This window comes from Qipengyuania sp. CAU 1752, assembly GCF_054482615.1.
The window spans coordinates 2,172,181-2,188,391 of record NZ_JBTLRE010000001.1 but is presented as its reverse complement, the minus strand read 5'-3'; the positions used below and the strand labels follow the sequence as shown (position 1 = coordinate 2,188,391).

The 16,211-nt window shown below is 60.6% G+C and carries 19 protein-coding genes and 1 tRNA gene; 7 read left to right on the top strand and 13 right to left on the bottom strand.

From position 1 onward, the window contains the following. The first annotated feature begins 22 nt into the window (after nucleotides 1-22). From ACXYL9_RS10640 to ACXYL9_RS10630, 3 genes are all read left to right on the top strand, one after another. On the top strand, nucleotides 23-2,170 hold the full coding sequence (locus ACXYL9_RS10640) for an RNA degradosome polyphosphate kinase (RefSeq protein WP_459039469.1): 2,148 nt from the start codon (nucleotides 23-25) through the stop codon (nucleotides 2,168-2,170). Further along, on the top strand, nucleotides 2,171-3,724 hold the full coding sequence (locus ACXYL9_RS10635) for a Ppx/GppA phosphatase family protein (protein ID WP_459039468.1): 1,554 nt from the start codon (nucleotides 2,171-2,173) through the stop codon (nucleotides 3,722-3,724). It begins immediately after the preceding gene. 119 nt (nucleotides 3,725-3,843) lie between these two features. Continuing rightward, nucleotides 3,844-6,735, top strand: coding sequence for a TonB-dependent receptor (locus ACXYL9_RS10630; protein ID WP_459039467.1), 2,892 nt, complete (start codon nucleotides 3,844-3,846; stop codon nucleotides 6,733-6,735). Nucleotides 6,736-6,796: 61 nt separating this feature from the next. Here the strand turns inward: ACXYL9_RS10630 and ACXYL9_RS10625 are convergent, their stop codons facing one another. Beyond that, entirely contained in the window at nucleotides 6,797-7,516 is a 720-nt protein-coding gene (locus tag ACXYL9_RS10625; RefSeq protein ID WP_459039466.1) for a queuosine precursor transporter, read from the bottom strand. Nucleotides 7,517-7,575: 59 nt separating this feature from the next. Between ACXYL9_RS10625 and ACXYL9_RS10620 the strand changes: the two genes are divergently transcribed. Next, nucleotides 7,576-7,652: transfer RNA gene (locus ACXYL9_RS10620), tRNA-Arg, on the top strand. Nucleotides 7,653-7,677: 25 nt separating this feature from the next. Here the strand turns inward: ACXYL9_RS10620 and ACXYL9_RS10615 are convergent. The 8 genes from ACXYL9_RS10615 to leuC all read right to left on the bottom strand — a co-directional run bounded on the left by ACXYL9_RS10615 (nucleotide 7,678) and on the right by leuC (nucleotide 13,014). Next, a complete protein-coding gene (locus tag ACXYL9_RS10615; RefSeq protein WP_459039465.1) occupies nucleotides 7,678-8,457 on the bottom strand; it encodes an NUDIX hydrolase in 780 nt (259 codons plus the stop codon). Nucleotides 8,458-8,762: 305 nt separating this feature from the next. Further along, nucleotides 8,763-9,092, bottom strand: a complete 330-nt coding sequence (gene grxD, locus ACXYL9_RS10610) for a Grx4 family monothiol glutaredoxin (RefSeq protein ID WP_459039464.1) — start codon at nucleotides 9,090-9,092, stop codon at nucleotides 8,763-8,765. A gap of 38 nt (nucleotides 9,093-9,130) precedes the next feature. After that, a complete protein-coding gene (locus ACXYL9_RS10605; RefSeq protein WP_459039463.1) occupies nucleotides 9,131-9,364 on the bottom strand; it encodes a BolA/IbaG family iron-sulfur metabolism protein in 234 nt (77 codons plus the stop codon). 42 nt (nucleotides 9,365-9,406) lie between these two features. Then, the gene (locus tag ACXYL9_RS10600; protein ID WP_459039462.1) at nucleotides 9,407-9,727 is read right to left on the bottom strand and encodes a DUF1476 domain-containing protein; all 321 of its coding nucleotides are present in this window, start codon (nucleotides 9,725-9,727) and stop codon (nucleotides 9,407-9,409) included. 64 nt (nucleotides 9,728-9,791) lie between these two features. Then, nucleotides 9,792-10,790 carry an NADPH:quinone oxidoreductase family protein gene (locus tag ACXYL9_RS10595; protein ID WP_459039461.1) on the bottom strand — a complete coding sequence of 333 codons (999 nt, stop codon included), beginning with the start codon at nucleotides 10,788-10,790 and terminating at the stop codon, nucleotides 9,792-9,794. After that, on the bottom strand, nucleotides 10,787-11,389 hold the full coding sequence (leuD, locus tag ACXYL9_RS10590; RefSeq protein ID WP_459039460.1) for a 3-isopropylmalate dehydratase small subunit: 603 nt from the start codon (nucleotides 11,387-11,389) through the stop codon (nucleotides 10,787-10,789). Before leuD ends, ACXYL9_RS10595 begins: the two co-directional genes overlap by 4 nt. After that, entirely contained in the window at nucleotides 11,389-11,538 is a 150-nt protein-coding gene (locus ACXYL9_RS10585) for an LPXTG cell wall anchor domain-containing protein (protein ID WP_459039459.1), read from the bottom strand. The genes leuD and ACXYL9_RS10585 overlap by 1 nt, the downstream gene beginning before the upstream one ends. A 3-nt stretch (nucleotides 11,539-11,541) precedes the next feature. Next, nucleotides 11,542-13,014, bottom strand: coding sequence for a 3-isopropylmalate dehydratase large subunit (gene leuC / locus ACXYL9_RS10580; protein ID WP_459039458.1), 1,473 nt, complete (start codon nucleotides 13,012-13,014; stop codon nucleotides 11,542-11,544). A 101-nt stretch (nucleotides 13,015-13,115) separates the two neighbouring features. Between leuC and ACXYL9_RS10575 the strand changes: the two genes are divergently transcribed. The 3 genes from ACXYL9_RS10575 to ACXYL9_RS10565 are packed head-to-tail and all read left to right on the top strand — an operon-like array spanning nucleotide 13,116 to nucleotide 14,818. Further along, entirely contained in the window at nucleotides 13,116-13,529 is a 414-nt protein-coding gene (locus ACXYL9_RS10575) for an acyl-CoA thioesterase (RefSeq protein WP_459039457.1), read from the top strand. Nucleotides 13,530-13,547: 18 nt separating this feature from the next. Further along, nucleotides 13,548-14,321, top strand: coding sequence for a fatty acid desaturase (locus ACXYL9_RS10570; protein ID WP_459039456.1), 774 nt, complete (start codon nucleotides 13,548-13,550; stop codon nucleotides 14,319-14,321). Continuing rightward, complete coding sequence (locus ACXYL9_RS10565; RefSeq protein WP_459039455.1) at nucleotides 14,318-14,818, top strand: sterol desaturase family protein; 501 nt, start codon at nucleotides 14,318-14,320, stop codon at nucleotides 14,816-14,818. Before ACXYL9_RS10570 ends, ACXYL9_RS10565 begins: the two co-directional genes overlap by 4 nt. Before the next feature lie 82 nt (nucleotides 14,819-14,900). On the opposite strand, the gene ACXYL9_RS10560 is transcribed toward ACXYL9_RS10565, so the two are convergent. The 4 genes from ACXYL9_RS10560 to ACXYL9_RS10545 form a co-directional block, all read right to left on the bottom strand. Then, nucleotides 14,901-15,059, bottom strand: a complete 159-nt coding sequence (locus ACXYL9_RS10560) for a YqaE/Pmp3 family membrane protein (protein ID WP_459039454.1) — start codon at nucleotides 15,057-15,059, stop codon at nucleotides 14,901-14,903. Nucleotides 15,060-15,132: 73 nt separating this feature from the next. Next, complete coding sequence (locus tag ACXYL9_RS10555; protein WP_459039453.1) at nucleotides 15,133-15,522, bottom strand: YbaN family protein; 390 nt, start codon at nucleotides 15,520-15,522, stop codon at nucleotides 15,133-15,135. After that, entirely contained in the window at nucleotides 15,497-15,904 is a 408-nt protein-coding gene (locus ACXYL9_RS10550) for a SufE family protein (protein WP_459039452.1), read from the bottom strand. Before ACXYL9_RS10550 ends, ACXYL9_RS10555 begins: the two co-directional genes overlap by 26 nt. A gap of 24 nt (nucleotides 15,905-15,928) precedes the next feature. Continuing rightward, entirely contained in the window at nucleotides 15,929-16,174 is a 246-nt protein-coding gene (locus ACXYL9_RS10545; RefSeq protein ID WP_459039451.1) for a hypothetical protein, read from the bottom strand. Between the last annotated feature and the right edge of the window lie 37 nt (nucleotides 16,175-16,211).

The following is a 16,211-nucleotide window of genomic DNA, read 5'->3' as shown; positions in this document are numbered from 1 at the left end:
GAAGGGGCGTTGAAGGGGCACCATGGGCAGTCATCCGATCACCCAGGACAACGACCGCGCCGCTCCGCGCGCGCCGCAGGAGCGCTATTTCAATCGTGAGTTGAGCTGGCTGGCCTTCAATGATCGGGTCCTGTCGGAAGCCAGTAACACGGCTTACCCCTTGCTCGAACGGCTCCGATTCCTGTCGATTTCAGGCAGCAACCTTGACGAGTTCATGATGATCCGCGTCGCCGGCCTGGTCGGGCAGGTGCAGCGCGGAATCGATAGCCCGTCGGATGACGGACGCACTCCAAAGGAGCAATTGTCAGCAGTCGTCTCTCAGTTGGAGGAACTCTCCGAGCGGCAGCAGGAAATTTGGCGTGACCTGCGCGAGCAACTTGCAGCATCGGGCATCCATGTCGCCGCCGAGGAGCGGGTCAACTCGCAAGCTTATGGCCGGCTCAAAAAGCATTTCCGCAGTGAAGTCCTTCCCCTGCTGACCCCGCAAGTGCTTGATCCGGCGCATCCGTTCCCCTTCGTGGCCAATGAAGGGCTTGGCCTGCTGTTCACTATCCGGCGCGATGGGGAACAGTTGGTAGAGATGGTACTGATCCCACCCGCTTTGCCTCGATTTGTCCGCGTGCCCGGCGATGAAGCGCTATATGTCAGCATCGAGAGCCTCATCATTCGATTTGCCAATGAAGTGTTCCCCGGGTTCGAGATAATCGGAGAGGGAACATTTCGGGTGCTGCGCGACAGCGATATCGAAATCCAGGAGGAGGCCGAGGACCTGGTGCGCACATTCCGAAGTGCGATCCAGCGTCGTCGCCGAGGACAGGTCATCCAGCTCGAGATCGAAGAAGATTTCGACGCCGATGCCGAAGCCTTGCTACGAGAAAAACTGCACACCCCGGGGGCAACGATCGTCAAGACCGACGGCATGCTGGGAATTGCGGGGTTGGTCGACATCTTCAACGAGGATCGACCCGATCTCAAGTTCCCAAGCTATTCCCCGCGCTATCCGGAGCGTGTTCTCGAACACGACGGCGACATCTTCGCGGCCATCCGCGAGAAAGACATCGTCATCCACCACCCATATGAAAGCTTCGACGTGGTGGTGGATTTCGTCCGCCGCGCCGCCGCCGACCCGGATGTAGTGGCGATCAAGCAGACGCTTTACCGCGCGGGCAACCAGTCCGAAGTCGTCGACGCGCTGGTTCATGCCGCCGAGGAAGGTAAATCGGTCACCGCCGTGGTGGAGTTGAAGGCGCGCTTCGACGAGGAGCAGAACCTGTACTGGGCCAACAAGCTCGAACGGGCAGGGGTGCAGGTCATCTATGGTTTCGCCGACTGGAAAACCCATGCCAAGGCGGCGATGGTTGTGCGACGCGAAGAGGAAGGTTTCAGTACCTACTGCCACTTTGGGACCGGCAATTACCATCCGGTCACGGCCAAGACCTATACCGACCTCAGCTATTTCACGGCTGATCCGCGTCTGGGTCGCGATGCGGCCAAGATGTTCAATTTTGTTACCGGTTATGTCGAACCCCACCGGACCGAACTTCTCGCGATCTCACCGATCAATTTGCGGGAAACCATAAGCAGCGCGATCGACAACGAAATCGTGAACGCGACGGCGGGCAAGCCGGCGGCCATCTGGATGAAACTGAACCAGCTGACCGACGTCGACATGATCGATCGGCTCTACCAGGCGAGCGAGGCTGGCGTCGCCATTCAATTGGTCGTGCGGGGCATTTGTAACTTGCGTCCAAACGTTCCCGGCATGTCGGAAAACATTCGCGTCAAATCGATCATTGGACGCTTCCTCGAACACAGTCGCATCTATGCCTTTGCCGATGGCTCTGCGGTGCCGGGGCCCGAAACCCGAGTGTTCATATCGTCGGCCGACCTGATGGTTCGCAATCTCGATCGCCGGGTCGAGCACCTGGTGCCGCTGGAAAACCAGACCGTTCACGACCAGGTGTTGTTGCAGGTGCTGCTGGCCAATCTGCTCGATACCGAACAGAGCTGGGAACTGCAGTCCGATGGCAGCTACGTGCGGACACCGGCGGGAGAAAAGCCCTTCAATTGTCATCAGTATTTCATGACCAACCCGTCCCTGTCAGGCCGGGGCGGTGCACTCGAAGCGGGAGCAGTGCCCCGATTGGCCCTGCGCAAGGGGGGGATCTGAATGGCGTTTCGGGGCAGGGGAAATGATCGCGATGGCGTGTTTTCGGGCAGCGTGCCGCACAGGGCGATCATAGATATCGGCTCCAACACCGTGCGCCTCGTCATTTACGGCGGCTCTCCGCGCGCGCCGACGGTGTTGTTCAATGAGAAAGTCGCTGCCCGGCTGGGGAGCGATATCACGACCAGCGGTGAGCTGGCGGAGGAGGCTATCGCGCTCGCGATGCGCGGGATCGAACGATACGCGCTGCTACTGCGCGATATCGCCGTTACCGATGTGGAAGTCGTCGCTACCGCAGCGGTGCGTGAGGCTAGCAATGGTGCGGTTTTCCTCGACGGCGTGCGAGCGCTGGGCTTTGCTCCCAAGTTGCTTTCGGGCGAGGAAGAGGCCCGGCTGAGCGCGTGGGGCATCATCGGCGCATTCCCGAATGCGCGTGGTATTGTCGCTGACCTGGGGGGCGGTAGCCTTGAATTGCTCGAACTGGAAAACGACGAGCCAGGGCGAGGGACGAGCCTGCCGCTCGGAACACTGCGCCTGCCCGAGCTCAAGCAGGGCGATCAAGATCGGCTCTACAAGACATTGCTGAGCGCGATTGATGACACCGGCATGGTGGCGGGAGACGAGGGCGACCTTTACCTGGTCGGCGGTACATGGCGGGCGATGGCCGTATACGAGATGGAGGATCGCGAGTTTCCCCTGACCGATCCGCATGGCTTGCGGCTGCCAGCTCATGAAGCGATGGAGTTCGCAACGTCGCTTGCCGGACAAAAGCCAGAGGAACTGCGCGAAAGCCCGCGCATCTCGACCATGCGTTCGGCCAGTATGCCTGATGCTGCTGTCCTGCTGCAGGCATTGATCGACAGGCTGCAGCCGCGCAATATCATCGTGTCGGCATGGGGCCTGCGCGAAGGCATCGTGTTCTCGGGTCTCGAACCCCATGCCAGGACGCAGGACCCTCTCATCGCCGGAGTGTCGACCTTTGCCAATTCACGAGGCGCGACGCCGACCATGTCGGCCAAGATTGCCTTCTGGACCGTCGATGTTGCCGGCGGCACGGCAGTCGGCACAGAGCGATTGCGACTGGCCGCGACGATGCTGGCGCTGGCGACCATGCAAATCGAGCCGAATTTGCGGATGCGGGTCGGGGTGGAATGGGCGCTGCACAAGCGCTGGCTGGCGATCTCCCCGCAGGGCCGCGCCATGCTCGCCGCAGCGATCTGCGCAAATGGCAACAATCTTGAACTGCCCGCCGAAGTTACCACGCTGACGGACAAGGCCAATCTCGACCAGGCGATCGGCTGGGGGCTGGCTATACGCTTGTGTCGACGATTGGGCGCCCGCTCTCGTGAATCCTTGCAACGCGCGCGGCTCCAGCGCGAGGATGGATCGCTGGTGCTGACGCTGGAGGAGAGCCACGCGCCGCTGTATGGCCTGTCGCAGGAGAAGGACATGGGCCTGCTTGCCGATTGGCTGAACCTGACACCAGAGGTGCGCATCGTTGAGCGGCTCAGTGGCGCAGCAGCCGTTGCGGTAGCTGGCGGCAAATCCTCCTCGTGACTTAAAACACACAATCTGAGGACATCTGCGCAATCCTATTGCCACGCATACGTATTCCGGTTTAGTTTCCTTTCCCAGATGCTGCGATCACAGCGGCACGTGGGAGAGGAGTACAGTCAATGAGGATCAGGGCTTCCCTGATGGCCGGCATCTGTGCCGGAGCTATCGCCGTACCTGCATTTGCCCAGGACGAGGATGAACCGACTCCCGCTGCCCGCAGCGGCCCGCCGGTCATCGTTGTCACCGCCCAGCGCCAGGCGCAAAGCCTGCAGGAAGTCCCGATCGCCGTCAGCGCATTCTCGGCCGAAGCGCTCGAAGCGCAGCAGATCGAGAACGCATCCGACCTCCAGCTGACGCTGCCCAACGTCTCTTTCACCAAGTCCAACTTCACTGCGTCGAGCTTTACCATTCGCGGGATCGGTGACTTGTGCGTCGGCGTTTCGTGCGACAGCGCGACCGCAATCCACCTCAACTCGGCGCCGCTGTTCGGCACCCGCCTGTTCGAGACCGAATATTTCGACCTCGAACGCATCGAGGTCTTGCGCGGTCCGCAGGGCACGCTGTTTGGTCGCAATGCGACCTCGGGCGTGGTCAACGTAGTTTCCAACAAACCCGATCTTTCCGGCATCGGCGCCAAGGCTGAATTCGAATACGGCAATTACAACTCGATGAAGGGCAAGGGCATGATCAACGTGCCCCTTGGCGATTCCCTCGGTGTGCGCGTGGCCGGTTTCTATCTCAAGCGCGATGGCTACACGACCAACCTGTTCGACGGCAACGATATCGACAACCGCGAGATGTACGCCATTCGCGGTTCGCTGCGGTTCGAGCCGGGTCCGGACACGACCATCGATCTGATGGGCTATTACTTCCGCGAAGACGATAACCGGATGCGTATCCAGAAGCAGCAGTGCCAGCGCGATCCGACCGGCATTCTCGGCTGCCTCAACAACCGTCGCGATTTCGACAAGACCAACGCCAATTCCACGTTCACCGGCACGCTGGGATCGCGCGAGTTCCTGGCGATCAATGGTATCCCGTCGTCGTTCGGGCTCAACAGCCTCTACGGACCCGACGCCTACGCCAATTTCAATGAACCCAACGATGTGCGAGTGGTCAACACCGAGTTCACTCCGGAATATTTCTCTGACGAACTGCAGGCGCAGGCACACTTCGAGCACAATTTCGGCGCCATCCAGCTCGGTGTAACCGGCACCTACCAGGAGACCAGCGTCGACTCGCGGCAGGATTATAACCTCGGCGTGGGCCAGATACCCAACCGCGCGGTGGCTTTCGGCACGCTCAACACCTTCGCCAACCCGCTAGCGGTCGGCCCTGTGGTCGCGTCGTACTTCACGCCAATTACCGCGGCGTTGTTCGATGGTTCGGGGAATCTGTGCGTATCCGATACCCGGCTCGACAACCGCGGGGCATTTGAAGGCTTCTCGATCTGTACGCCAAACGGCACGCAGTTCGACCGTTCCAACCAGGAGAACGAATCCTTCTCGGTTGAAACGATCGTCAGCACCGATTTCGACGGCCCGATCAACTTCCTCGTCGGCGGCATCTATGCCGAATCCAAGGTGCTGGAAAACAGCTACTTCGTGAACTCCTTCGCCATTGATTACATCACCGGCGTGCTGGGTTCGTTCACGTCGCTCGGCGCGGCGCTTCCGCCGAGCTACCTGGCGACATCGTTCTTCCGCAACAACACGCGCAGCTTCAACCTGGAGGGCTATGGCATCTTCGGCGAAGTCTACTTCGACGTTTCGGACCGGCTCAAGATTACTGCCGGCCTGCGCTATAATGACGATAGCAAGTCGATCACTGCGCGTTCGACGCTGGCGAACTTCCTCAATCCATACAGCAACGATGGCGACCCGTTCGATTCACCGTTCGTCGGTAGTTACGATGCTGACCCTGGGACGCCGGGCAACCAGCTGGTCCAGGCCCGTGAAGTCTCCTTCAACGAGATCACCGGACGCTTCGTTGTCGACTACGAGATCGGACCGGACAATATCGTCTACGCGTCCTATTCTCGAGGCTACAAGTCGGGCGGCATCAATCCGCCCCTGCAGCCGATCTTCGAGGTTTCCGATAGCTTCGATTCCGAATCCATCGACGCCTTTGAAATCGGCAGCAAGAACACCTTCGCCAACGGCGCACTGCAGCTCAATGCGACGGCGTTCTACTACAAGTACAGTGACTTGCAGCTGAGCCGGATTATCGCTCGGACCTCGGTCAACGATACGATCGATGCCAGGGTCTACGGGTTCGAGCTGGAAAGCCTGATTTCGCCTTCGCCGGAATGGTTGATCAACGCCAATTTCAGCTATCTCAACGCGAAGGTCGATGGCGATCAGTTCTTCTCCAACCCGCGTGATCCGGGTGGCGGCGACCCCACTGCCGTCATCATCAAGGATATCACCAACGGGGCGCTGTGCGCCGTGACCGGAGCCGGGGCGAACGCTTTCGTCAATGCCATCAACCCGGGGCTTGGGCTGCAAGGCACCACCGCCTTCCCGCAGGATTCCAACATCGCCTCGCGCGGGGCCTTCAGCATCTGTTCGGTACTTGCCGGGCAGGCTGCTGCAATCGGTCCGGCATTTGGCGGGATTGAAGTTCTCAGCCCTGGTGTCGAGGTCAACCTGCGCGGCAACAAGCTGCCGCAAGCACCAGAAATGAAGGCCTCGGCCGGTATCCAGTATACTGCCGAGTTCGACAGTGGCTGGTCGATCGTGCCGCGCTTCGACATCTCCTTCACCGGTGAGCAATATGGCAACGTCTTCAATGGCCGCGTCAATCGGATCGAACCGTTCGTCCAGGCGAATGCGCAGATCCAGCTCAACGGACCGGACAAGAAATGGTTCGTGCGCGGCTTCGTGCAGAACATCTTCGACAGCAACTCGGTAACCGGCCTTTATGTCACCGATGCATCGTCGGGCCTGTTCACCAATATCTTCACGCTCGATCCTCGCCGCTACGGCGTCGCAGCGGGCTTCAGCTTCTGACGGCAACGTTCAACGAAGCAGGAAAGGGCCGGCCGCAAGGTCGGCCCTTTTGGTTTGGGAGTCAGCCGCGCTCGGTCCGTGAAAAGGGCGAGAAATCCGTGTCGGTATCGTAGACATCGACACCTTCGCGTTTTTTTAAGGCGCCGACCGCGACATAGGTCACCGGCGTCAGGACAGCCTCCCAAGCCACTTTCAGCAGCCAGTTGGTCAACATCACCATCACTACCGCCTCGGTCTCCCACACGCCCAAGAACGCGATCGGATAGAACAGCGCGCTGTCGACGCCCTGGCCGACGATGGTGGACCCGATCGTGCGCGACCACAGGGCCTTGCCCGCGGTCCAGACCTTCATTCGCGCAAGCACGTAGGAATTGACGAACTCGCCGGCCCAGAACGCAATGATAGAGGCCAGCACGATGCGCGGGACCAGGCCGAACACCTGCTCATAGGCTTCCTGTCCGTCCCACACATCAGCGGGCGGCATGGCCACGACCGCCCAGCTCATGAAGGCCATGAAAACGAGCGCGGCAAACCCCGTCCAGATGACCCGTCGGGCGCGGGCATAGCCATAAACTTCGGTCAGTATGTCACCGATGACATAGCTTACCGGGAAGAACAGGATGCCAGCGCCGAATACGAAACCGCCGACGCTGGAGAGCTTCGCCGCCCCGATCAAATTGGACAGCAGCAGGATGGCGACGAAGGCCGCCATCACAAGATCGTAGTAGCGAAACCGGGTCGCCGCCGTGCCAGAGACATGCTGGGGAGCAGGGTTTTCCATCGCGCGCGGACATATCGCTGTTTTGTGCTGCGGCAAAGCGCGCTAACAGGCCAGCCGACGCGCCCTTAGCTCAGATGGATAGAGCACGGGACTTCTAATCCTGAGGTCGGAGGTTCGAATCCTCCAGGGCGCGCCAATTTCCTTCCCTCCGGCACCTGTGGTTAGCGGCGCATCACCGTGTCTAGCAGTTCGCTGGTGATGGGGTAGCCGGCATCTGCCATTATTTTCAGCATCGGCTGGTCGCCGCTGGTGTCGATCTGTGGAGTAATGGTCTTGACCGGGATCGCTTCGGCCTGCGCCCTGGCTTCGTCGAACGATGCGAACAGGGCGAGCCGTTCGAGATTACGGCGAGTGGGAAAGATCAGCTTGATCTCGCCGCTTTCCGCCATGTCGAGCGCACCTTCGGCAGTAGTCCAGAACAGATGCGTGTTCTCGGTGTCGTCGACCGTGATGTCGACCGCGCCGGTGCCAAGGTTGGCAAGGTAGAAGCGGGTGTCGTAGACTCGCGGCAAGCGCTCGTTCTTGGGAAACCAGCGCGCAAATGGCGTCAGTTGCGACAGGTCGAGCGTCCAGCCGAACTCTTCCAGAACGGGGGCCAGCGCCTCGGTTTCGAGTAGCCGGGCACGTGCGGCGGCCGCGCTCTGGGCAGTAACATCGCCCAGGAGACCAACGGCGAGTCCGGTTTCCTCCAGAGTTTCACGCACGACCGCGACCTGGTGCGCTGCTTCTCCATGCGAGAGCTGCGTGTCGAGCGTTTTGGCCAGGTCGAAATCGGCTTGGTCGACCCGGCCGCCGGGAAACACCGCCATGCCACCGGCAAAAACCATGTTGCGCGACCGGACGGTCATCAGGATTTCGGGGGGTCCGCCGTCCGGACCGTCGCGAAAAATCACCACGGTCGCAGCCGGGATGGCCTCGCGCTCATTCGTTTCATCAGACATGCAGACGGTTGTGGCCTGCAGTGCTGCAATTGCCAAGCCGACAATCGCAAGGCGTGCCGCCGACCCGTCGGAAGGCTTTACATCAGGTCCGGGGCATTAACGGGCGTTTACCATCGCGATGCCCGGAACTGCGGACATAGCCGAAACTGGCACGCCCCCTGCAAAGTATCATGTATAACCCGATCAATCGGTCTTCGAAACGAGGCGGGACCTCCTGGTCTCCCGGTCCCGCCTCCCCCGAAGCATCTTACGAAAAAGGCCCGCTGCAACAGCGGGCCTTTTCGTATTCCAGTCTGGTTTCGCGATCAGCTGGCGCGGGCAACTTTCTTTTCGTCGAGAACTTCCTGCAATTCGCCGGCCTCGAACATTTCCATCATGATGTCGCTACCACCCAGAAACTCGCCTTTGACGTAGAGCTGCGGGATGGTCGGCCAGTCGGAATAGGTCTTGATGCCCTGGCGGACTTCCATGTCCTGCAGGACGTCGACGCTTTCATACTGGACTCCGCAATGGTCGAGGATCGACACTGCGCGGCTCGAAAAGCCGCACTGCGGGAACAGCGGCGTACCTTTCATGAACAGGACGACGTCGCTTTTGCCGACGATTTCAGAGATTCGTTCGTTGATATCGGACATGGGCCTTGGCCTTAAATTGGTGTGCTTTGTGCTGGCGCTCACTTGGGAACGGCGGTGGTCAGTTGCAAGGCGTGGAGAACTCCGCCCATCCGCCCGTCAAGGGCTTTGTAGACCATCTTGTGCTGCTGGACCCGGCTCTTGCCGGCAAATTGCGGCGCGGTAACCTTTGCGGCCCAATGGTCATTATCCCCGGCAAGATCGGTCATTTCGACCTCGGCCCCCGGGAGGGCTTCGACAATCATGTCGGTGATCTGTTCTGCGGACATTGGCATGGCGATTCTCCGATGCGATGCGAATCGAGCGGGGCGCGCTCGCTATTCGCTCATCAACTGGCGCTTGGCCTCGACGGTCTTGTCCGCCAGCGCGGCTCGAACGCCAGCCTCGTCGGTGTCGACACCGGCCGTGGTCAGATCGCCCAGAACCTTGCGGATGACATCTTCGTCGCCGGCTTCTTCGAAATCGGCCTGTACGACAGCCTTGGCATAGCTTTCGGTTTCCTCGGCGTTGAGCCCCATTTTCTCGGCTGCCCAGTGGCCGAGCAGCCGATTGCGGCGCGCGGCGAGCTTGAAAGCGGTTTCTTCGTCCATCGCGAACTTGGCTTCTTCGCCGCGCTGGCGATCCTTGAAATCGGTCATGTCGATGCCTCCCGGTTGTTTATACCTTCGAGATAGGTGCGAGGCCGCGGCCCCGCAACCGGGATCAGTCCATCAGAACTACGAGTTTGCCGACGGCTTCGCGGTTTTCCAGCTTGGCGATGGCGTCCCCGCCACGCTCGAGCGGGAAGGTCTCGGATACGAGTGGGTCGATCTTGCCAGCCTTCATCATCTCGAACAGCTCATTGACCTGCTCGCGGAACTTGACCGGCTCGCGCGCCGTGAAGGCGCCCCAGAACACGCCAGCTATGTCGCAGCTCTTGAGGAGTGTCAGATTTAGCGGCATTCTGGCGATGCCGGCCGGGAAACCGACTACCAGGAATCGACCTTCCCACGCGATCGAGCGCAGCGCAGGCTCCGAATACTGGCCGCCGACAATGTCATAGACGATGTTGGCACCTTCCGGTCCGCACGCTGCCTTGAAAGCCTTGGCGAGATCCTTGGAGGCATCCTTGTCCATTTCGTCGCGCGGGTAGATTACCACTTCGTCAGCGCCGGCCTTGCGAGCGACTTCCCCTTTGGCCTCGCTCGAAACGGCCGCGACCACGCGCGCACCAAAGGCCTTGGACAGTTCGACTGCCGAAAGTCCCACTCCGCCAGCGGCGCCGAGCACGAGGACTGTGTCACCCTTCTTGATGTGACCGCGATCCTTGAGGCCATGGATGGTCGTGCCATAAGTCATCAGCAGGCTGGCCGCTTTTTCAAACGGCACGCCGTCAGGCACGGGGAACATACGTCCAGCCTGCACGACGACTTTTTCGGACAGGCCGCCATTGCCGATCCCCGCCATGACCTTGTCGCCGACCTTGTAACCTTCGACACCTTCGCCAACCGCCTCGATCACCCCGGCGATTTCGCCGCCCGGAGCGTAGGGGCGCTTGGGTTTGAACTGGTAAAGGTCGCGGATCATCAGCGTGTCGGGATAGTTGATTGCGCAGGCCTTCACATCGACCAGCACTTCGCCCTTGCCGGGCGTGGGTACTTCGACCTCGTCGAGGGTCAGGGTTTCCGGTCCACCGGTCTGATGGGTTCTGAGCGCTTTCATGCGGCTTTCTCCGTTCCTCGGGCCAACCAGGGCGTCATGCCTTGCTGGCGGTTTTCATATTTTCTGATGGCTTGTTCCTGCTGCAGGGTGAGGCCGATCTCGTCCAGCCCCTCCAGCATGCAGCGCCGCCGAAATGGATCGGTTTCGAAAGCGAAACGATCCTGGAACGGCGTGGTCACGGTCTGCGATTCGAGATCGACGCTGATCGGGTCTGTCGCGGCCACTTCCAGCAATCGGTCGATCTGTTCCTGCGGCAAGGCAACGGTCAGAATGCCGTTCTTGAAGGCATTGCCACTGAAGATGTCCGAAAAACTCGGTGCGATTACCGCGGTTATGCCGAGGTCGAGAAGCGCCCAGGCCGCGTGCTCGCGGCTCGAACCGCAGCCAAAATTGTCACCGGCAATAAGGATCGGCGCGCCGCTGAACTCGGCTTGATCAAAGACGTTATCGGGGTCTTGCCGCACGGTTTCGAACGCACCGCGGCCCAGTCCCTCGCGAGTGACGGTCTTGAGCCAATGCGCCGGGATGATGACGTCGGTATCGACGTTTTTCGCACCATAGGGGATGGCGCGGCCTTCAATCCGGCGCACGGGATCCATTAATCGGTCTCCGGATTCTCGCCCGAGGGAATCGGCCCCGGCTGAGTTGGCGCGTTCTTCTTCTTACGTTTGCCGGCATAGAGCAGGGCGGCGGCGATAGCGGCAGAGCCGATGGCTCCGGCGATGGTCTTGGTTGGGATCTTGGTCATGGCTTATGCTTTGGTAGCGCGGGCGGATTCCCGCAAGGGGGATTTGGCTGACAATTCACGCACATCGGTGAGCCGTCCGGTGACAGCGGCAGCCGCAGCCATTGCCGGGCTCATCAAATGCGTTCGAGCGCCCGGACCCTGGCGACCGACAAAATTGCGATTGGAAGTAGAGGCGCAGCGCTCGCCGGAAGGGACCTTGTCCGGGTTCATGGCGAGACAGGCCGAACAGCCCGGTTCGCGCCACTCGAATCCGGCGTCGGTAAAGATCCGGTCGAGCCCTTCGGCTTCAGCCTGGAGCTTGACGAGGCCCGAACCAGGAACGGCGATGGCCCAGCGAACCCCCTTGGCCTTGCGGCGGCCTTCGAGAACCTTGGCTGCGGCGCGCAAATCCTCGATTCGGCTGTTGGTGCAACTACCAATGAAGACGTTCTCGATGGCAATGTCCTGCATCCGCTGTCCAGGGGTCAGTCCCATGTATTCCAGGCTCTTGGCAGCAGCGATCTGTTTGGATGGATCGGAAAAACTATCCGGAGAGGGTACGCTGGCGCCGATTGGCACCACGTCTTCGGGGCTGGTGCCCCAGGTCACGGTTGGCTCGATTTCGCTGGCGTCAATCACCACAGAGCTGTCGAACCGTGCGCCTTTGTCTGTTGCGAGTGAGCGCCACCAGGCGACCGCTCGATCCCATTCCTCGCCTTGTGGCGCGTATGGGCGCCCCTTCAGATAGGCGAACGTGACCTCGTCGGGGGCGACCAGTCCGGCGCGCGCACCTGCCTCTATGCTCATGTTGCACACGGTCAACCGGCCCTCGATGCTCATCTCCTCGAACACGCGACCGCGATATTCAATGACGTGTCCGGTTCCGCCAGCGGTGCCGATCACCCCGATGATGTGCAGGATCAGGTCCTTGGGCGTGATCCCGGGGCCAAGGTCGCCCTCGACACGCACCTCCATTGCCTTTGACCGTTTCAGCAGCAGGGTTTGCGTGGCCAGCACGTGTTCGACTTCGCTGGTGCCGATCCCGAAGGCGAGCGCGCCGACTCCGCCGTGGGCGGCGGTGTGCGAGTCACCGCAGACAATGGTGGCGCCTGGCAGCGAGAAACCCTGTTCCGGCCCGACGACATGGACGATGCCCTGCTCGGGAGCGACCGCGTTGATATAGCGGATGCCGAACTCCGGCGCATTGCGCTCGAGCGCGGCGAGCTGTTGCGCGCTTTGCGGATCGGCGATTGGCAGTCGATTGCCCGCGGCATCAGTGCGTTTGGTGGTTGGTACATTATGGTCGGGCACCGCCAGCGTCAGGTCCGGCCGCCGAACGGTCCGTCCATTGGCACGCAAGGACTCGAATGCCTGCGGGCTGGTCACCTCGTGAACGAGATGCCTGTCGATATAGATCAGCGCGGTGCCATCATCGCGCTGGTCGACGACGTGGGCATCCCAGATCTTCTCGTAAAGCGTGCGAGGGGTGCTGCTCATGGCTGCGGTTTTGCGGCCTTTGCGCAACACAGGCAATAATGTGTTGCCCAAGCAAATGCGGGGCCATGGAAATCTAAGCTATGGATACCTAACTTACATCCATGTCAGCACACACCCCAGCCGCTCCTTTCGCATTCGCGATCAAGGTCCTGCCCGATGATATCGATTTCATGGGCCATGTGAACAATGCCAGGTATCTGAACTGGGTGCAGGACGCGGTTCTGGCGCACTGGAACAAGCTGGCCCCGGCCGAGGATGTGGCAAGCAAGGCCTGGGTCGCGCTCAAGCACGAGATTACCTATCGCAAGCCCGCGTTCCTCGAAGACGAGGTCATCGCGCAGACCGTTCTCGAGCAATTCCAGGGCGCGCGCGCTTTCTACCACACGGTAATCCAGCGTGGGGAAGAGGTGTTGGCCGAGGTCAAGTCGAGCTGGTGCTGTATCGATTCAACTACCCTGCGACCGGCGCGCATTGGCGACCATCTGCGCGAATTCTTTTTTCCAAGGCCCGAATAGCCTATACTGGCTGGCATCGTGCCACACGCCATCGCCCCGAAACCGCACGCCTTGCAAAGGGCGCTCGGACTGCTGCTCGCCTTCGCGATTGCCGGGGCTTGGCTGGGCCTGCACCTATATGCTGTGTTGGTGTTCGAACTGAGCTGGTCAAACCTGCCGCTGGCACTTTTGATGGCGGCGGCTCTGTGCTGGCTCTCGGTCGGCGTGTTCATCGTCAGCCATGATGCGATGCATGGCTCGCTCGCGCCTGGCTGGCCGCGTCTCAACGCGGTGATCGGAGCGGTGCTGTTGTTTCTCTATGCCGGGTTCGCCTGGCGACGGATGCGTGACGCGCATTTTGCGCATCATCGCCATGCAGGCCATGCAGACGATCCCGATTTCTGTGCCAGCCACCCGAGTGAATTCGGGCCTTGGTACAAGGCATTTTTTACTCGCTATTTCGGGCGGCAATCGGTCCTTTTCGTGTCGAGCGTAGTGGCAGTGTATTGGCTGGTTCTTGACGTTCCCATGGTGCAGCTGGTGCTGCTTTACGGCCTGCCGGCGATCGCGTCTTCGGTGCAGCTATTCTACTTCGGGACCTTCCGCCCGCACCGTCACGATGCCACCGGATTTGCGGATAGCCATAACGCCCGCAGCGACGATTTCGGGACAGCCGCGAGTTTGCTGACCTGTTTTCATTTCGGCTATCATTACGAACATCACCTCGCCCCGCAGGTGCCGTGGTGGGCATTGCCCCGCTATCGGCAGGCGCAGGCCGATCGATTGATCGAAGGCGGAGAACCGAGCGTATGAGCTGGTGGCAAATCACAATAATTGTGCTGACCTCGGTCGCAGGGATGGAACTGTTCGCATGGTGGGCGCACAAATATGTCATGCACGGCTGGGGCTGGGCATGGCACCGCGACCACCACGAACCGCATGACAAGACGCTGGAAAAGAACGATCTGTTTGCCGTGGTATTCGGCACGATCGTGTTCGTCATGTTCGCAGTCGGTTATTACGTCTCGGATGCACTCTGGTGGACCGCCTTCGGCATCACAATCTACGGCCTCATCTACACTGTGGTTCATGACGGGCTGGTGCACCAACGCTACTTCCGCTGGGTGCCAAGGCGCGGCTATGCCAAGCGGCTGGTGCAGGCGCACAAGCTCCATCATGCGACGGTCGGCAAGGAGGGTGGTGTCAGTTTCGGCTTTGTTGTCGCCCGCAATCCTGTCCGGTTGAAGGAAGAATTGCGACTACAGCGCGAAACCGGACAAGCAGTCGTGCGCGAAAGCACCGACCTCTAGCACTCCATTCCAAACAAGAAACGCGGCGCTCCGGGGGGGGGAGGAGCGCCGCGCTGTCATTATGCGAAATACGGGTCCGGGTTTACCGGGCGTAGTTCACATACAGACCATGGATCAGGCCGGGGATGAACCCCAGCAGGGTGAGGACGAGATTGAGGAGGGTGGTCGCCCCGAGACCATGCTTCATTGCCACGCCGAGCGGGGGCAGCAGGATGGTCGCAATCAGAACGAGAATAGCCATGTAAAAATTCCTTCGGTCGCCCCCGTCCGTTGTGACGAATTAACGGGGAGCGGCACGGGAAGTTCCGGAAAGTCTATTCGTTGCGGGTTGCGATCCACGTCCCGCAGATCACCAGGATGGCTATCGATATGAGATAATAGGGATGACCCAGCGTAAACCAGGTGAACACTGCACCCGTTGCCATTGCGCCGATAGCCATTGTTTTAGACCTGCGGCTGATCGCGCGCCTTTCGCGCCAATCCAGCACCTGCGGTCCCCAATGCGGATGATCGAGTATTTTCTGCTCCAGTTCGGGGTTCGAGCGGGCGAAGAAATAGACGGCAAGCAACAGGAAGGGCACCGTTGGCATGATCGGCAGCACCGCGCCGATCGCCCCAAGGCCAACGCTGGCAAAGCCAAGCGCCTTGTAGACGGGCCGCTTCATGTCCGTGCCGGTGTCATTGCGCTGATATCCGCGCAGCATGTTCGCGCACCAGCGCGATCATGTTGGGGACGCCCTGCGTGCGATTGGATGAAAGCTGGTTCTTGAGGTCGAACGGTTCGAGCATGGCGGCAATGTCCATTTGCGCCACCTCGCTCGCCGGTTGGTCCTGAACAGCGGCGATGACCAACGCGACGATGCCTTTGGTGATCGCCGCGTTGCTATCGGCGAGAAAATGCAGCCGGCCGTCGGTATCGGTGGGATAAACCCAGACGCTAGCCGAGCAGCCGCGCACGAGGGTGGCATCGGTCTTCAGCGCATCGGGCATGGGGTCGAGCTCGCGCCCCAGCTCGATCAACAGGCGATAGCGTTCGTCGCCTTCGAGAAACTCGTATTCTTCACGGATATCATCAAGCGTTCGCATGCCGCGCCATGTAGGCGCATTGCATCACAAATCCACCCCGCTGGCGATCGCTTCGAGTTTGCGGATGCGTTCCTTGAGATCAGCGATCTCGATCCGCGCGGCGCCTTCGGCGGCACCGCCTTCGATTTCGACGGGAGTGCGCGCTCGCCGGTTCTCGAGTTCCTGTCGCTTGAGCGCGAGCCACCCATGCCATGCGCGCAGCAGCGCCGCGACGACAACACTGAGCCCCACCAAGGCGGTTACGGCTATGACGAATGTTGGCTCACCCATCTCCTGTCTTCCTTCTCGTGGGGGTTCCACCTCGAAC

Excerpts from the sequence above, each read along its gene's own strand:
- ACXYL9_RS10640 (WP_459039469.1), top strand. The coding sequence starts at position 23 with ATGGGCAGTCATCCGATCACCCAGGACAACGACCGCGCCGCTCCGCGC.
- ACXYL9_RS10635 (WP_459039468.1), top strand. The coding sequence starts at position 2,171 with ATGGCGTTTCGGGGCAGGGGAAATGATCGCGATGGCGTGTTTTCGGGC.
- ACXYL9_RS10630 (WP_459039467.1), top strand. The coding sequence starts at position 3,844 with ATGAGGATCAGGGCTTCCCTGATGGCCGGCATCTGTGCCGGAGCTATC.
- ACXYL9_RS10625 (WP_459039466.1), bottom strand. The coding sequence starts at position 7,516 with ATGGAAAACCCTGCTCCCCAGCATGTCTCTGGCACGGCGGCGACCCGG.
- ACXYL9_RS10615 (WP_459039465.1), bottom strand. The coding sequence starts at position 8,457 with ATGTCTGATGAAACGAATGAGCGCGAGGCCATCCCGGCTGCGACCGTG.
- grxD (WP_459039464.1), bottom strand. The coding sequence starts at position 9,092 with ATGTCCGATATCAACGAACGAATCTCTGAAATCGTCGGCAAAAGCGAC.
- ACXYL9_RS10605 (WP_459039463.1), bottom strand. The coding sequence starts at position 9,364 with ATGCCAATGTCCGCAGAACAGATCACCGACATGATTGTCGAAGCCCTC.
- ACXYL9_RS10600 (WP_459039462.1), bottom strand. The coding sequence starts at position 9,727 with ATGACCGATTTCAAGGATCGCCAGCGCGGCGAAGAAGCCAAGTTCGCG.
- ACXYL9_RS10595 (WP_459039461.1), bottom strand. The coding sequence starts at position 10,790 with ATGAAAGCGCTCAGAACCCATCAGACCGGTGGACCGGAAACCCTGACC.
- leuD (WP_459039460.1), bottom strand. The coding sequence starts at position 11,389 with ATGGATCCCGTGCGCCGGATTGAAGGCCGCGCCATCCCCTATGGTGCG.
- ACXYL9_RS10585 (WP_459039459.1), bottom strand. The coding sequence starts at position 11,538 with ATGACCAAGATCCCAACCAAGACCATCGCCGGAGCCATCGGCTCTGCC.
- leuC (WP_459039458.1), bottom strand. The coding sequence starts at position 13,014 with ATGAGCAGCACCCCTCGCACGCTTTACGAGAAGATCTGGGATGCCCAC.
- ACXYL9_RS10575 (WP_459039457.1), top strand. The coding sequence starts at position 13,116 with ATGTCAGCACACACCCCAGCCGCTCCTTTCGCATTCGCGATCAAGGTC.
- ACXYL9_RS10565 (WP_459039455.1), top strand. The coding sequence starts at position 14,318 with ATGAGCTGGTGGCAAATCACAATAATTGTGCTGACCTCGGTCGCAGGG.
- ACXYL9_RS10560 (WP_459039454.1), bottom strand. The coding sequence starts at position 15,059 with ATGGCTATTCTCGTTCTGATTGCGACCATCCTGCTGCCCCCGCTCGGC.
- ACXYL9_RS10555 (WP_459039453.1), bottom strand. The coding sequence starts at position 15,522 with ATGCTGCGCGGATATCAGCGCAATGACACCGGCACGGACATGAAGCGG.
- ACXYL9_RS10550 (WP_459039452.1), bottom strand. The coding sequence starts at position 15,904 with ATGCGAACGCTTGATGATATCCGTGAAGAATACGAGTTTCTCGAAGGC.
- ACXYL9_RS10545 (WP_459039451.1), bottom strand. The coding sequence starts at position 16,174 with ATGGGTGAGCCAACATTCGTCATAGCCGTAACCGCCTTGGTGGGGCTC.